The organism is Conexibacter arvalis (genome assembly GCF_014199525.1).
In the GTDB taxonomy this organism is placed as follows: domain Bacteria; phylum Actinomycetota; class Thermoleophilia; order Solirubrobacterales; family Solirubrobacteraceae; genus Conexibacter; species Conexibacter arvalis.
Map to the genome: position 1 here is coordinate 1 of NZ_JACHNU010000012.1, position 13,966 is coordinate 13,966.

19 protein-coding genes and 1 tRNA gene are annotated in these 13,966 nt (G+C 74.8%); 10 read left to right on the forward strand and 10 right to left on the reverse strand.

The window, feature by feature from the left end; all coding sequences use genetic code 11:
• Positions 1-114: 114 nt before the first annotated feature.
• Positions 115-187: transfer RNA gene (locus tag BDZ31_RS23805), tRNA-His, on the reverse strand.
• Between the two features lie 119 nt (positions 188-306).
• Between BDZ31_RS23805 and BDZ31_RS23810 the strand changes: the two genes are divergently transcribed.
• Positions 307-534 carry a hypothetical protein gene (locus BDZ31_RS23810; protein WP_183345878.1) on the forward strand — a complete coding sequence of 76 codons (228 nt, stop codon included), beginning with the start codon at positions 307-309 and terminating at the stop codon, positions 532-534.
• Between the two features lie 203 nt (positions 535-737).
• On the opposite strand, the gene BDZ31_RS23815 is transcribed toward BDZ31_RS23810, so the two are convergent.
• The 4 genes from BDZ31_RS23815 to BDZ31_RS23830 all read right to left on the reverse strand — a co-directional run bounded on the left by BDZ31_RS23815 (position 738) and on the right by BDZ31_RS23830 (position 3,552).
• Entirely contained in the window at positions 738-1,229 is a 492-nt protein-coding gene (locus BDZ31_RS23815; RefSeq protein WP_183345880.1) for a hypothetical protein, read from the reverse strand.
• A gap of 90 nt (positions 1,230-1,319) precedes the next feature.
• Positions 1,320-1,829, reverse strand: a complete 510-nt coding sequence (locus tag BDZ31_RS23820; protein WP_183345882.1) for an OsmC family protein — start codon at positions 1,827-1,829, stop codon at positions 1,320-1,322.
• Between the two features lie 43 nt (positions 1,830-1,872).
• The gene (locus BDZ31_RS23825) at positions 1,873-2,667 is read right to left on the reverse strand and encodes an alpha/beta hydrolase (protein WP_183345884.1); all 795 of its coding nucleotides are present in this window, start codon (positions 2,665-2,667) and stop codon (positions 1,873-1,875) included.
• Positions 2,668-2,721: 54 nt separating this feature from the next.
• Positions 2,722-3,552, reverse strand: a complete 831-nt coding sequence (locus tag BDZ31_RS23830) for a metallophosphoesterase family protein (RefSeq protein WP_221243302.1) — start codon at positions 3,550-3,552, stop codon at positions 2,722-2,724.
• Between the two features lie 63 nt (positions 3,553-3,615).
• Here BDZ31_RS23830 and BDZ31_RS23835 point away from each other — a divergent pair, with 63 nt between their 5' ends.
• From BDZ31_RS23835 to BDZ31_RS23850, 4 genes are read left to right on the forward strand one after another with little or no spacing between them, the layout of a single operon-like run.
• Positions 3,616-4,224: a nucleotidyltransferase gene (locus BDZ31_RS23835; RefSeq protein ID WP_183345886.1), complete on the forward strand. Its 609-nt coding sequence runs from the start codon at positions 3,616-3,618 to the stop codon at positions 4,222-4,224.
• Between the two features lie 9 nt (positions 4,225-4,233).
• Positions 4,234-4,809 (forward strand): hypothetical protein, encoded by a 576-nt coding sequence (locus BDZ31_RS23840; RefSeq protein ID WP_183345888.1) that lies wholly within the window; start codon positions 4,234-4,236, stop codon positions 4,807-4,809.
• 49 nt (positions 4,810-4,858) lie between these two features.
• Positions 4,859-5,284: a DUF6529 family protein gene (locus BDZ31_RS23845; RefSeq protein ID WP_183345891.1), complete on the forward strand. Its 426-nt coding sequence runs from the start codon at positions 4,859-4,861 to the stop codon at positions 5,282-5,284.
• Positions 5,281-5,487: a hypothetical protein gene (locus BDZ31_RS23850; protein ID WP_183345893.1), complete on the forward strand. Its 207-nt coding sequence runs from the start codon at positions 5,281-5,283 to the stop codon at positions 5,485-5,487. Before BDZ31_RS23845 ends, BDZ31_RS23850 begins: the two co-directional genes overlap by 4 nt.
• Positions 5,488-5,589: 102 nt before the next feature.
• On the opposite strand, the gene BDZ31_RS23855 is transcribed toward BDZ31_RS23850, so the two are convergent.
• Together BDZ31_RS23855 and BDZ31_RS25280 are read right to left on the reverse strand one after the other, a co-directional pair.
• Complete coding sequence (locus tag BDZ31_RS23855) at positions 5,590-6,939, reverse strand: FAD-binding oxidoreductase (protein ID WP_221243303.1); 1,350 nt, start codon at positions 6,937-6,939, stop codon at positions 5,590-5,592.
• Between the two features lie 55 nt (positions 6,940-6,994).
• Complete coding sequence (locus BDZ31_RS25280; RefSeq protein WP_183345897.1) at positions 6,995-7,984, reverse strand: LysR substrate-binding domain-containing protein; 990 nt, start codon at positions 7,982-7,984, stop codon at positions 6,995-6,997.
• A 72-nt stretch (positions 7,985-8,056) separates the two neighbouring features.
• Here BDZ31_RS25280 and BDZ31_RS23865 point away from each other — a divergent pair, with 72 nt between their 5' ends.
• The 4 genes from BDZ31_RS23865 (at position 8,057) to BDZ31_RS23880 (ending at position 11,587) form a co-directional block, all read left to right on the forward strand.
• Complete coding sequence (locus tag BDZ31_RS23865; RefSeq protein WP_183345899.1) at positions 8,057-8,722, forward strand: CoA transferase subunit A; 666 nt, start codon at positions 8,057-8,059, stop codon at positions 8,720-8,722.
• Complete coding sequence (locus BDZ31_RS23870) at positions 8,719-9,393, forward strand: 3-oxoacid CoA-transferase subunit B (RefSeq protein ID WP_183345901.1); 675 nt, start codon at positions 8,719-8,721, stop codon at positions 9,391-9,393. The genes BDZ31_RS23865 and BDZ31_RS23870 overlap by 4 nt, the downstream gene beginning before the upstream one ends.
• Positions 9,390-10,622, forward strand: a complete 1,233-nt coding sequence (locus BDZ31_RS23875; protein ID WP_183345903.1) for a thiolase family protein — start codon at positions 9,390-9,392, stop codon at positions 10,620-10,622. The genes BDZ31_RS23870 and BDZ31_RS23875 overlap by 4 nt, the downstream gene beginning before the upstream one ends.
• Before the next feature lie 212 nt (positions 10,623-10,834).
• The gene (locus tag BDZ31_RS23880; RefSeq protein ID WP_183345905.1) at positions 10,835-11,587 is read left to right on the forward strand and encodes a phosphodiester glycosidase family protein; all 753 of its coding nucleotides are present in this window, start codon (positions 10,835-10,837) and stop codon (positions 11,585-11,587) included.
• A 113-nt stretch (positions 11,588-11,700) separates the two neighbouring features.
• On the opposite strand, the gene BDZ31_RS23885 is transcribed toward BDZ31_RS23880, so the two are convergent.
• Both BDZ31_RS23885 and BDZ31_RS23890 read right to left on the reverse strand, forming a co-directional pair.
• On the reverse strand, positions 11,701-12,366 hold the full coding sequence (locus BDZ31_RS23885) for an SAM-dependent methyltransferase (protein ID WP_183345907.1): 666 nt from the start codon (positions 12,364-12,366) through the stop codon (positions 11,701-11,703).
• Between the two features lie 98 nt (positions 12,367-12,464).
• The gene (locus BDZ31_RS23890; protein ID WP_183345909.1) at positions 12,465-12,869 is read right to left on the reverse strand and encodes a hypothetical protein; all 405 of its coding nucleotides are present in this window, start codon (positions 12,867-12,869) and stop codon (positions 12,465-12,467) included.
• A 206-nt stretch (positions 12,870-13,075) separates the two neighbouring features.
• Here BDZ31_RS23890 and BDZ31_RS23895 point away from each other — a divergent pair, with 206 nt between their 5' ends.
• A complete protein-coding gene (locus BDZ31_RS23895) occupies positions 13,076-13,408 on the forward strand; it encodes a GNAT family N-acetyltransferase (protein WP_183345911.1) in 333 nt (110 codons plus the stop codon).
• A 9-nt stretch (positions 13,409-13,417) separates the two neighbouring features.
• On the opposite strand, the gene BDZ31_RS23900 is transcribed toward BDZ31_RS23895, so the two are convergent.
• Positions 13,418-13,909 carry a DUF1269 domain-containing protein gene (locus tag BDZ31_RS23900; RefSeq protein WP_183345913.1) on the reverse strand — a complete coding sequence of 164 codons (492 nt, stop codon included), beginning with the start codon at positions 13,907-13,909 and terminating at the stop codon, positions 13,418-13,420.
• Positions 13,910-13,966 lie beyond the last annotated feature (57 nt).

Below are 13,966 nucleotides of genomic sequence, written 5' to 3' on the forward strand. Positions count from 1 at the left end.
TGTCCTGGCCCGCTGGCCCCGCCGCCGACCACGAGAACCTCACAAATAGAAAGCCCCGCCCGAGGCCGCCGCGCACTTTGCGCGACAGCCTCGCTAGCAGGGGCTTCTACGAGGGGTGAGCGACGGGACTTGAACCCGCGACCGCCTGGACCACAACCAGGAGCTCTACCAACTGAGCTACGCCCACCAAGTCGACCTGAGAATCTACCAGTGCGCGGCGGATTTCGCCTTCGTGCCATTGCGCGGGGGTGCGCCGGGCGCGGGGGAGGGTCGTTTCGGCGTGGTGGAGGCGGGGACGGTGACGGCATGGGACTGGACGAGCACGACCGCGAGCTGCTGCGGCTCGTCAAGGGGACGCCGCAGCCGGAGCCTTCGATCGCCGAGCTGGCGCGGTTGATCGGCGAGGACGAGAATCGCACCCGCGAGCGGGTCGAGCGGCTCGTCGCGGGCGGGCGGATGCGGCGCGAGGGCGCGCGGCTGATCGCGGTCGACCACGCGCTCGACGACGCCCGCCCGGACGAGCAGATCCCGTAGGCCCGGCCCCGGCCCGCCGGCCGGCTCGCGGCCCCAGCCCGCGCCGGCCTGGCCAGGCCTGGAGGGGCCCGGCCCGGCCTGGCCCGCCCCGGCCCGCCCCGGCCTGGCCGCATCCCGGCCTGGCCTGGCCTGGCCCGGCCTGGCCCCGGCCCGGCCCCGGCCCGGCCTGGCCCCATCCCGGCCTGGCCCGGCCCGCCGCCCCGCTACGCCGCGGCCATCTCCTTGGCCTCCTCCGCGGCGAGGCCCAGCGACGCTCTGCGGACGGTCTCGACGTGGCTGCGCTGGACGCCGACGGCCCATCTCGCCAGCTCGGCGACCTCGGCCGCTCCGGCTCTGCCGGCGATCGTCTCGACGATCTCCCAGTGGCACAGCTCGCCGGCCTCGGCCATGCTGAGGAACTCGAAGCCGTCGAGCGCCTCCTGCTCGCCTTCGAGGTACGTTCTCATCATCTCGGTGGCCTCGCCCTTGGTCTCGCGGGCCTTGTCGCGGATCGCGGTCTTCTTGCCGTCGAGCCCGTCGATCAGCGCGTCGGTGCGGCGCTCGGTCTCCTGCGCCTCGCTTCTCATCCGCTCGAGCTCGTCGGCGAACTGGTCGGCGCCCTCCATCGCGGCGACTCTGCCGGTCGCGAGCTGGGCGGCCTGGGCGAGGCCCAGCACCTCGGCGAGCTTCTCGTCCAGCGGCGTCAGATCGGCCATCGTGGTCCTCCTCGTGTTCGGCTTTCCGTGCCCCGATCCGTACCCCGGCCGCCGCCGCTCCAACAGCGGCACGCCCGACGACGCGCAAACTCACGCCCGCTCGACGCTCGACGTCGGCGCCACCCCGGCACGCAGCGTCTGGAGCACGACGCAGTAGCGCTCCGTCAGCCGCAGCAGCGTCGCGAGCTGCTCGTCGTCGGCGTCGGGGGCGTCGACCTCGAACCCCAATCGGATCGCGCGAAAGCCGACCGGCGCCTCGCGGTCGACGCCGAGCGTCCCGCGGAAGTCGAGGTCGCCTTCGGCGCGCACCCGCCCGCCACGCACGTCGACGCCCAGCGACGTCGCGACCGCCCGCAGCGTCACGCCGGCGCAGGCGACCAGAGCCTCCAGCAGCATGTCGCCCGAGCACAGCAGCGTCCCGTCGCCGCCGCTCGCCGGATGGAGCCCGGCGACCGCGAGCGCGCGGCCCGTCTCCACCGAGCACGACACGCCCTCGCCGAGCGCGCCCTGCGCGGTCAACGTCACGATCGCCGCCTCGGGCGAGGCCCGGTAGCGCTCCTTCAGCGGCGCCTGCAGCGCGCGCAGCTCGTCGCGGTCCATGGACACTCGATACCCGACGGACCCACATGCCCGCCGCCGATCGCTACGGCGAATGCGCCAACGCCCACTCCAGCGCGTAGTCGGCGACCTCCTCCCAGCCCTCCTGCGCGGGCAGCAGATGCGCGCGGCCGGGGAACTCCCTCACCTCCGTCACGGTCCCATTCGCCTTGTAGTGCTTGGCGTTGGAGCGCTGGACCCTCGGCGGCATCAGGTGATCCTCCTCGCCGGCGATGAACAGCAGCGGTCTGCGCTCGGCGTTGTGGTAATCGACCCAGGTCTCCTGTCTGCCGGGCTGGACGTTCGCCAGCACGCTGCCGAACACGACATGGCCGGACGCCGGCACGTGGTAGCGCTCGTACAGCCGCAGCGACTCCTCGTCGGTGAACGTGTTCGCGAACGCGTACTTCCACTGCTCGGGCGTGAACCCCACCGCCTTGTGGCGGTTGGAGGGGTTGTGGAGCACCGGGAAGGTCGCGCGCAGCTGCGACAGCGGAGCGACCGCGACGCCCTCGGTCGGCGCCGAGTTGATCGCCACCCCGCACGCTCCGTAGCCGCGGTCGAGCAGCAGCTGCGTGAAGACCCCGCCGGCCGAGTGGCCGATCAGGATCGGCGGCTGCTCGAGCGGCTCGATCACGGCGATCAGCTTCGCCAGCACCGCCGACACCTCGAGCGCCTCGATCGGCGACGGATCTTCGCGGAGCGCCTCGACCTCGACCTCGAAGCCGGGGTAGGCGGGCGCGAGCACCCTGTGCCCGCGCGCTTCGTAGTGGGCGATCCAGTTCTCCCAGCTGCGCGGGGTGACCCAGAAGCCGTGGATGAGGACGATCGTGTCGGGCATGGAGCGACACTACGGGCACCGCGCCCGAAAAGACAACTGACAGATTTCTAATTCTCAGTGGATCGTCGTCGCCTCGGCGCCCGGCAGCGGCAGCTCGAAGACGTGGAAGTCCCGCCTCAGCACCGGCACCGAGACGTTGTGGACCGGCACGCAGCCGATCGTCCCCGAGAACCTGCCGGCATGGGCGTGGCCGTGGAGCGCGATCGTCGGCTCGTGCTCGCGGATCGGCGCCGCCAGCCGGTCGGTCCCGAGGAAGGCGCTGATCCCCTCGCCCTCGCCCTCCAACGTCTCCAGCGCCGGCGAGTAGTGCAGCAGCGCGATCCGCAGCGGGCAGAGGGCGATCTCCCGCAGCGCCGCGTCGAGCGCTTCGACCTCGCGCGAGGTCTCGCGGTAGGCCTCGCGCAGCAGCGGCTCGCCGAAGTCGGGCAGATGGCTGCCCGGGAAGCCGCCTATGAACCCCTTCACGCCCGCGACGCCGACCTCGACCCCTTCGATCTCGCAGATCGCCGCCTCGCCCTCCAGCACGGTGATCCCGCCGTCGCGCAGCGCCGCGCACAGCTCGTCGGTCCGATTCACGTGCCAGTCGTGGTTGCCGAGCACGGCGAACACGGGGAAGTCGAGCTGGCGGCAGGCGTCGGCGAGCACGGCGCCCTGCTCGGGCTCGCCGTGGGTCGTCAGGTCGCCGGCGAGCAGCAGCAGGTCCGCTCTCCCGCGCAGCGCGCCGAACGCCTCCAGCGCCTGCTCGCGATGGTCCTCGCGACAGTGGACGTCGCCGGCCGCCGCGACGCGCACGATCGGCCGCTCGTCGCCAGGGACCCGGGCGGCGCCCGGTCGCGGCATGGCGGCCGGCTCGACCGCCGACGCGGGCTGCGGTTCGCTGGCCATCGCCCCCGACCTACCCGCGCCCCGCCGCGGCTAACGCCCGCGTGCCCGGGGTAGTGGCCGGACATGGGCGAGATGGAGGCACGATCGTTCGACGGGATCGTCGAAGCGCTGCGGGCGGCGGTTCCGGTGCTGCACGGCGCCGAGATCCCGTTCCTGCTCGGCGGCAGCATGGCCGTCTGGGCCTACGGCGGCCCCGAGCCGATCAACGACCTCGACCTGATGGTTCGCCCGCAGGACGCCGAGCGCGCGCAGCAGGCGCTCGTCGACGCGGGCTTCCGCGCCGAGGACCCGCCCGAGGAGTGGCTGCTGAAGGCGTGGCACGACGACGTGCTCGTCGACCTGATCTTCGGCCCCCGCGGCGTCCCGATCGACGACGCGGTGATCGCGCGCGGCAACGAGCGCAGCATCGCCGCGATCCGCCTGCGCGTGATGGCGCTCGAGGACGTGCTGACGAGCAAGCTGCTCGCGCTCGACGAGCACCAGCTCGACATGGCCTACCTGCTCCAGCTCGTGCGCGCCGTGCGCGAGCAGGTCGACTGGGACGAGGTCCGCCGCCGCACCGGCGACTGGCCGTACGCGGCCGCCTTCCTGACGCTCGTCGACCGGCTCGGGATCTCCGACGCCGGCGCGCCCTCTGACTTCCGCGCGCGTCGCGAACCGGCCAACGGGTAGGGCTTCGTCATGAGCGCACACCGCATGGAGCGGCGCGCGGTCCGCTCGCAGGACCCGACCTTGTCGGACCGCGCCAACGCCGCCCTCACCGAAGAGCTGCGCCGCGTGATCGGCGCTGAGTCCGTCGAGGTGCCGGCCGAGCGCCCGCGCGAGGCGCGCCGCGGCCACGGCGGCCGTCCGGGGCCGTGGGTCGAGCTGGTCGACAACCGTCTCGCGCTGGGGATGCTCGCGCTCGCGGCGCTCGTCGTCGGCGCGGTCATCACGTTGATCACCGGCTCGTGGTGGTTCCTCGTCGGCGCCGTCGCGCTCGACCTGATCGGCCTGGTCCTCGTCGCGACGATGGTGATCCGCATGACCGGCGAGCAGGAGCACCTCTCGCCGGAGGCGAACGCGCTGCTCGAGGAGGAGGGCGTCGACGACCCCGACGGCGTCTTCACGAGGCTGATCGCCGAGTTCTCGCCGCCCGACGGACACGACCGCGAGGAGCGCGAGACGCCGGCCCACGCCGACGAGGCGCAGGCGACGACCGAGCAGGACACGGCGATGACGCCGACCGAGGAGCGCAGCAGAGCGGTCGGGCCGTAGCCGCGGATCGCGCGTCCTCCCGTTTTCCAGCGGGTAGGGTCGTCGCGGGATGGAGGACCTGATCGAGTCCGTCACGCGCGGCAACCCGACCGAGGTGAAGGTGACGCTCGCCTCGGTCGCGCTCGCGCTCGGCTGCTACCAGCTGCTGCTGATCGCGGTCGGCTACGGCAAGCTGCGACCGGGCTTCCTCAGCGGCCGCGCCGCCTCCTTCTCGCACCGCGCGATCGGCGACGCGCTCGCGATCGTGCTCGTCGTCGTCGCGGTGATGTGCCTGTCGCTGTTCGGCTTCGACGACGACAGCACCGCGCACGTGCTTGCGGGCAGCGCGCTGATCGTCGTGCTGGCGGTGAAGGTGACGGTCGTCCGCCGCTCGCGCGGGTCGAGCCGGGCGCTGCCGCCGCTCGGCCTCGCGCTGTTCGCGCTGCTCGCGATCACGTGGGCGACCTCGGCCGGCGCGTTCCTGGGGGCGACGTGAGCGCGACGGCCCGTCAGGTGCTCGGCTCGCTGGTCGCCGCTGCGCTCCTCGTCGCGCTCGTGATCGTCGTCGTGACCGCGAAGCTCGGCCCGACCTCGACCGCCGAGCTCGACGCGCGCGAGGAGCGCCTGGAGCAGCGGATCGAGGAGCGCGAGGAGATCCGCGAGGCGCGCGAGGAGCGGCTGGAGGAGCAAGGGCGGTAGCCGAGGCTGCGCGCGCGGGTGCGCATGCGGTGCCGATGTGGGCGCGCGGGCGGCGGTCGGACCGGCGCCGGCGCCGCGCGCGCGGCCCCACCGGCCTTGCGATCAGCCGCGCGCGACGATCAGGCCGTCCCGGTCGACCGCCTCCTTCAGCGCGCGCAGGCGCTCGCGGGTCGGGGCGTCGAAGGCGCGCGCGGCGGCGCCGTCGGGGCGGTCGGCCATGTTGAGGAAGGCGCCGCCGGTCGACCACGGCGCCAGCGCCGCCGCGACCGCGTCGAGCCGCTCGTCCACCGCCCGGCCGACCTCCGGCGTGACCGGCGTCCCGACGCCGTACAGCACGTAGGCGCCGTCGATCGCGCCGAGCGCGCCGGCGCCCTCCGGCCGCCGCGCCAGCGCGCCGCCGAGCTGCCGCAGCTCGACGCTCAGCAGCGGGCTGCCGGAGGCGTGGCCGGCCGTCTCGACGAGCGCGTCGATTCCGGCCGCCGTCAGCTCGCGCAGCACCGCGTGGTGGCCGAGGCCGGGCACCGGCTGCTCGGGATCGCCGTGAAGTCTCACCAACTGGGGCGCCGGGATCGTCGCCAGCGTGTCGATCAGCGGCGGCGCGACCGCCCGCAGCGGCGCGACGAGCGCGTCGCCGTCGGCGGGGTCGCCGGCGAACGAGAGGCAGACGTCGACGACCGGTCGGTCGCGCAGCGGCTCGGGCACGAACGGGAGGTCGGGCAGGCGCAGCAGCCGCACGGTCGAGGTGACCGTCTCGGGCACGGTCTCGGCCCACGCGCGGTAGGCGTTCAGCACCTCGCGCGCCAGCTCGCCGGGCCAGAACAGCGTGCCGGCGAAGACGTGCGTCAGCGGCATCAGCTCGAACTCGAGCGCCGTGACGACGCCGAAGCCGCCCCCTCCGCCGCGCAGCGCCCAGAACAGCTCGCCGTCGATTCCGGCGCTGTTCGCGTCGACGCTGCGCAGGACGCCGTCGGCCGTCACCAGCTCGATCGCGGTCACGTGCTCGGAGGCGAGCCCGTGCTCGCGCGACAGCCAGCCGATCCCGCCGCCGAGCGTGTAGCCGACGACGCTGACGTCGGCCGAGGAGCCGTGCAGCGCGGCGAGGCCGTCGGCGCCGGCGCGGACGGCGACGTCGCCCGACAGCGCGCCGGCGCCGACCCGCGCCCGGCGGGCGGCGGCGTCGATCTCGATCGCGTCGAGCCGGTCGGTCTTCAGCAGCAGCGCGCCGTCCTGCGCCCCGCCGAGCGCGGAGGCGCCGTGGCCGGTCGCCTGCGGCGCGACGCGCAGCCCTTCGCGGCGGGCGTGCGCGATCGCGGTGGCGACGTCTGCGGCGCTGTTCGCGCAGGCGACCGCGGCAGGCCGCTGGTCGACGGCGAGGTTCCACGCCTGTCGCGCGGCATCCCAGCCCGCGTCGGCCGGGCCGGTGATCTGGAGAGAGGTCTCGGTGAAGGTCATGCCGCTGAGACGGGACAGCGGCAGGAGGTGTGACACGGCGCGCGCCGCGCGGCGCTCAGCTCCGCAGCAGCGCCACGAAGTTGCGCAGCGTCGGGGCGGTGTCCTCGGCGCGCCAGAAGGCGCCGAGCTCGACCGGCTCGCCTGCGTCGTCGAGCGGGCGGAAGGCGACGCCCGCGCGGTTGAGGCGCTGGACGGAGGAGGGGACGAGCGCGACGCCGATGCCGGCGGCGACGAGGCCCAGCACCGTCTGCATCAGCCACACGTCTCTCTGCACCGGCTGGGGCTCGAAGCCGGCGCGGCGGCAGGCGTCGATCACGCGCGCGTTCAGCCCCGGCATGTGGTGACGGGCGGGCAGGACGAACTGCTCGTCGCGCAGGTCGGCGGTCCGCAGGACGGGGGCGGCGGCCGCTGCGCCGTCGCCCGCCTCGCCCGCGCCCGCCTCGCCCGCGCCCGCCTCGCCCGCGCCCGCGTCGGCCGCGTCGGCCGGGCCGGCGCGCCGGCCGCCGTCCTGCGCCAGCCGGTGGTCGTCCGGAAGCGCCGCGACGAGCGGCTCGCGCGCGACGACGACCCGCCGCAGCCGCTCGTCGTCGAACGGCAGGTAGAGGAAGCAGAGGTCGAGCGCGCCGCCGTGCAGCTGGGCGACGAGGTCGTCGGGCGGCAGCTCGCGCAGGAACAGCTCGACGCCGGGATAGCGGGCGCGGAAGGCGCGCAGGTGGTCGGGGAGGGTGGAGGTCGAGGCCGACGGGACGAAGCCGATCGTCAGCCGGCCGGTCTCGCCGGTGCCGGCGTTGCGGGTCGCGTTGAGCGCCTGCTCGATCTGCGTCAGCAGCCGGCGCGCCTCGCCGAGCAGCAGCTCGCCGGCGTCGGTCAGCGCGACCTGGCGGCGGCTGCGGTCGAACAGCGCGACGCCGAGCGCCGCCTCGAGGTTCCTGATCTGTGTCGACAGCGGCGGCTGCGCGATGTGGAGCCGCTCGGCGGCGCGCGTGAAGCTCAGCTCCTCGGCGACCGCGACGAAGTACCGCAGGTGGCGAAGCTCGACATCCATACGTTCAGGATATGGGACGCGCGTGAAAGGAGTATTGGACAGATAGATGCGCGCACGCGAGGCTGTCGCGCCATGGTCTCTGTCTGCTCTCCCGCCGAGGCGCTCGCCCACGTGCAGCCCGGCGACACCGTGATGGTCGGCGGCTTCGGCCTCGTCGGCGCGCCGCTGACGCTGATCGCGGCGCTGCTCGAAGCCGACGGCGCGCGCGACCTCACGATCGTCTCCAACAACCTCGGCGAGCCCGGCCGCGGCCTCGGCAAGCTGCTGCCGGCCAGACGGGTCCGCAAGGCGATCGGCTCGTACTTCACCTCCAACCGCGAGGTCGTCGAGGCGCACCTGAGAGGGGAGATCGAGGTCGAGCTGCTGCCGCAGGGCACGCTCGCCGAGTCGATCCGCGCCGGCGGCGCCGGCATCGGCGCCTTCTACGTCCGCACCGGCGCCGGCACGCTGCTGGCCGAGGGCAAGGAGGAGCGGATCATCGACGGCGAGCGCTACCTGCTCCAGTTCCCGCTCAAGGGCGACGTCGCGCTGATCCGCGCGCACAAGGCCGACAAGCTCGGCAACCTCGCCTACCTGAAGACGGCGCGCAACTTCAACCCCGACATGGCGACGGCCGCGAAGACCGTGATCGCCGAGGTCGACGAGATCGTCGAGGTCGGGGAGCTGTCGCCGGAGGAGATCGCCACGCCGCACCTGTTCGTCGACCACCTCGTCCGCTCGGAGGGCGTTTCCGCATGAGCAGCTCCGTCTCCGTCGCGATCGCCAAGCGCGTCGCGGCCCACCTGACCGACGGCGAGATCGTCAACCTCGGGATCGGGATCCCGACGCTCGTCGCCGACCACCTGCCCGACGGCGTCGACGTCGTCCTGCAGACCGAGAACGGGATGCTCGGCGTCGGCCCGACCCCGACCGACGATGCGATCGACCCCAACCTCGTCAACGCCGGCAAGCTGCCGGTCTCCGAGCTGCCCGGCGCCTCCTACTTCGCCAGCTCGGCGTCGTTCGGGATGATCCGCGGCGCCCACGTCGACACCGCGATCCTCGGCGCGCTCCAGCTCGACGGGCAGGGCCGGATCGCCAACTGGTCGATCCCAGGCAAGCCGATCCTCGGCGTCGGCGGCGCGATGGACCTGCTCGTCGGCGCCCGCCGCGTGATCGCCGCGACGACCCACCTGGCGAAGGACGGCTCGCAGAAGATCGTCGCCGAGACGGCCTTCCCGCTGACCGCCGACCGGCCGGTCGACCTGATCGTCACCGAGCACGCGACCTTCGCCGTGCGCGACGGCGGCCTGGTGCTGATCGACGTCGCCGAGGGCAGCTCGGTCGAGTGGATCGAGGAGAACACCGGCGCGGCCTTCACCGTCGCGCTCGAGTCGGCGGCCGGCGCGCCGCAGGAGGCGGTGCGATGAGCGGGCAGCTGAACGAGGTGTGGATCGTCGAGGCGGTCCGCACGCCGATCGGGCGGCTCGGCGGCGCGCTCGCCGCCGTCCGGCCCGACGACCTCGCCGCGGTCGCCGTCGGCGAGGCGGTCCGTCGCTCGGGCGTCGACGCCGCCACGCTGGAGGACGTCGTGCTCGGCTGCGCCAACCAGGCCGGCGAGGACAACCGCGACGTCGCGCGCATGGCCGGCCTGCTGGCCGGGCTGCCGGAGACGGTCGGCGGCACGACGCTCAACCGCCTCTGCGGCTCCGGGCTCGACGCGGTCACGTACGCGACGCGGGCGCTGATGGTCGGCGACGGCGACGCCTTCGTCGCGGGCGGCGTCGAGTCGATGAGCCGCGCGCCGTGGGCCGTCGCCAAGCCGGCCCGCGGGTTCGCGACCGGGCCGAACACGATGTACGACACCTCGCTCGGCTGGCGGTTCGTCAACCCGGAGATGGAGCGGCTCGGCCACACCGACTCGCTCGGGCAGACGGCCGAGAACCTCGTCGCCGAGCATCCCGAGGTCATCACCCGCGAGGCGCAGGACCGCTTCGCGCTGGCGAGCCACGAGAAGGCGCTCGCCGCGCAGCAGGCCGGCCGCTTCGACGGCGAGCTGGTGCCGGTGACGGTGAAGGAGCGCAAGGGCGAGCGGGTCGTCGCCGAGGACGAGGGGCCGCGCGCCGACAGCTCGCTGGAGAAGCTGGCGAAGCTGAAGCCGGCCTTCGTGAAGGACGGCAGCGGCACGGTCACCGCCGGCAACTCCTCGACGCTCAACGACGGCGCCGCCGCGCTGGTGCTTGTCTCGCCGGCCTACGCCCGCGCCCACGGCCTCGAGCCGCTGGCGAAGATCCGCTCGCTCGCGACCGCCGGCGTGGCGCCGCGCGTGATGGGGATCGGGCCGGTGCCGGCGACCGACAAGGCGCTCGCGCGGGCCGGCATCTCGCTTGCCGACGTCGACCTGATCGAGCTGAACGAGGCCTTCGCCGCCCAGTCGCTCGCCGTCCTGCACGCCTGGGGCGTCCCCTTCGACGACCCGCGCGTGAACGTCAACGGCGGCGCGATCGCCCTCGGCCACCCGCTCGGCTGCTCCGGCGCCCGCCTGCTGACGACGCTCGTCCACGAGCTGCGCCGCCGCGACGACGCGACCCTCGGCCTCGCCACGATGTGCATCGGCGTCGGCCAGGGCATCGCGGTCGTCGTCGAGCGGATGGCGTAGGGGGCGGGCGCGGGCGCGGGCGAGCCGGCCGCGCCCCGCGCCCACAGCGCGCGCCGCGCGCCGCGCCCACAGCGCGCGCGGCGCCCCGCGCCGCCGCGCCCGCTTGCGACCGTCTGCGCGGACCTTTGTCATCCGATGGGTCGATGCGACCCATTCGATGACAGAGGTCCGTGCGGAAGTGCGTCCCTGGCGCGATCTATGCTGGCGGCGCGATGGCCGGCGACGGGCTCAGGTACGAGCTGATGCGGGCGCGGACGCGGGACGGCGGCGAGACGACCGTCTACCTCGTCCGCCATCCGCGCGCGACCACGCGGCTGCGGGTCCGCTGCTTCGAGCGGCCGACCCGGCTCGACCACTGGTGCGCGGAGCAGGGGAGGGCGGAGGCGATCGTCGCCGGCTTCTTCCTGCGCGACCCGCACCGGCCGCTCGGCGAGGTCGTCGTCGACGGCTCGCCCGTGCCGCATGAGCCAGTCGCGGCGCCATGGGGTCCGCTGAGGGCGTGCGTCCACGCCGACGGCGACGGGAGCGTGCGGCTGGCGGCGCGCCGGGAGCTGCCGGTCGATCCGGCCGGCGACCTCGTGCAAGCCGGCCCGCTGCTCGTCTGCGACGGCGCGTCGGTCGTCGACGGCGACGACCGCGAGGGCTTCTCGGCCGGCGCCGGCCAGTTCGACTCCGACATCACCTCCGCCTGCCACCCGCGCTGCGCGCTCGGCGTCGCCGACGACGAGCTGCTCGCGCTCTGCTGCGACGGCCGCCGCTCCGGCGTCGACGTCGGCCTCGACCTCGCCGAGCTGGCCCGCGTGCTGATCGCCTGCGGCGCCCGCGACGCGATCAACCTCGACGGCGGCGGCTCCGCGACCCTCGTCCACCGCGGCCACCTCCTCAACCGCCCCTACGCGGCCGAGAACCAGCCCGCCCCCGAATCCCGCCCGATCGCCACCGCCCTGCTGTTCGAGCCGGCGTAGCGCGGGGCCGGGCGGGTGGGTCGGTTGGCGCGGACGCGGTGGGCGGGGCGCGGCGCTCCGTCAGGCGGGTCGGCGGGCGGCGACGGCGGCGGCGGGTCGGGCGCGGCGCTCCGTCAGGCGGGCCGGCGGGCGGCGACGGCGGCGGCGCCCGGGGCGGCGACCTGCTCGACCTGGTCCCAGCCGTGCTCGCGCAGGGCGCGCTCGACGGTTTCCAGCGCGCGCGAGCTGCGGGGGCCGTCGCCGCCGGCCGGCGCGTCCCAGGCGAGCAGCAGGCGGCCGCCGGGGGCGAGCAGGCGACGCAGCAGGTCGAGCTCGGGGCTCACGTCGCGGGTCCAGAAGCAGTTGACGTTGACCGCGAACGCGGCGTCGTAGGAGCCGTCCGCGTCGTCGTGTCCGGCCAGCTCAGTCTCGTGGAGCCGCACACGCCCGTCGGCGACCGCGGCGGCGTTCCGTCTCTCCGACCGCGCGATCGCCGCCGCGGAGCGGTCGAGGCCGACGACCGCGCCGGCGCCGCTGGCCGCGCCGCTGCCGCTGGCCGCGCCGCTGCCGCTGGCCGCGCCGCTGCCGCTGGCCGCGCCGCTGCCGCTGGCCGCGGCGCCGCCGCTGCCGCCCGCCGCGCCGCTGCCGCTGCCGCCCGCAGCGCCGGCGCCGCCGTCCATCCGCGCGAGCACGAGCTCGAGCGCGACGCCGGTGCCGCAGCCGATCTCCAGCACGCGCTCGCCCGGCTGAGGTGCGAGCAGGTCGACGGCAGCGGTGATGCGGGCGGGCGGTCTGGGCATCGCCGCACCCTACCGGTGGCCGGCCCGATGACGTGCGAGTTTTGGGCGCTGAGCGACCACAACTCGCACCTCATATCCGTCGTGCCCCGAGGGATCTGTCAGGGCGCCATACGTGTGGTGCTGCGGAGGTCGTGGGCGAGGCGGGCGGCGCCGAGCGCGAGGTAGCCGCCGGTCAGCGCGAGCAGCGCGACGGCGCTTCGCCGCGGCAGCTCGCGGCGGCCCAGCTGGCGCAGGCCGGTCGCGGTGTCGGAGGCGTCGACCAGCAGCGCGAGCCGCTGCCAGCGCCGGCGCTCGGCGACCGGGGCGGTCAGGTAGCCGGCCCCGAGCGCGATCGCGCGGGCGCCGAAGATCCGCGTCATGTAGGCGAGCTGCGGCGTCGCGGGCACGCCGGCGCCGCGCGCGAGCGCGTCGGGCGCGGCGAGAGAGAGGGCGCCGAGCGCGATCCGCCCGAGCGCCATCGCCCGCAGCGGGGCGGCGAGGGGAGCTGCGGTGGCTGCGTTCATGCGCGCACCCTCGCACGCGCGCGCCCGCCCGTCGATTACCTCCGAGGTCGTGCCCGCCGCCAGCTCGAGCCAGCGACCGCCCCGCCGGCCCGCCGCCGCCCGCCCGCCGCCGCCCGCTCGCCCCGGCGACCGCGGGGCGCCGCCGCCCGCCCCCGCCCCGCACTCACCGGGTGGGCGCGGCGCCCCGCTCCGGGTAGGCTCGCCCCATGACGAGCGACACGGCGGCGCCGATCGTCCGCGACGCGCCGGAGGAGGAGCGCTTCGAGATCCGGGTCGGCGACCAGCTCGCCGGCATCGCGGAGTACCGCCGCAGAGGCGAGCTGATCGCGTTCGTCCACACCGCGGTCGACCCGCGCTTCAGAGGGCGCGGGCTGGGCAGCAGCCTGATCGTCTACGCGCTCGACAGCGCCCGCGACGCCGGCCTGCAGGTGCTGCCGTTCTGCCCGTTCGTGCGCGGCTTCGTCGACCGCCACCACGACTACCTCGACCTCGTCCCGGAGAGCATGCGCGAGCAGTTCGGCCTGCCCGCGCAGCTCTGACGGGAACGGCTACGCCTCGTCGGCGAAGGTGGTGCGGAGCTGCTGCTCCTGCTCCTCGGAGAGGTTGGTCTGCAGCAGCTCGGCGTGAGTCCCCTGGAAGGCGTCGTGGACGCGGTCGAGGACGGCGTCGGAGGTCAGCAGGAAGATCGCCGACGTGCCCGGCGTGATTCTGTCGCGGGCGCTGTCGATGAAGTCCTTGTCGATCCCGACGTTCGCGAGCGAGCCGCCGAGCGCGCCGGCCGCCGCGCCGACCGCCAGGCCGAGCAGCGGGACGAAGAAGATCAGGCCGAACAGCAGCCCCCAGAAGGCGCCGCCGAGCGCGCCGGCGCCGGTCATGTCGGCGAGGTGGCGGGTCTTCGGCTTCTTCTTGTCCGCCGGCCAGCTCACTATCGCCGCGTCGTGGAGCTGGATCAGCTCCTGCTGCTGCAGCGCTCTGACCTTCTCGGCGATGCGCTCGGCGCCGCCGGGATCGTCGAGCTTCCAAACCGTCAATGTCGCCATGCGTCCGTCCTCGTTCGGGAACCGGTCAACGGCAGCGTTCCCAGAAAACGGGTGGGA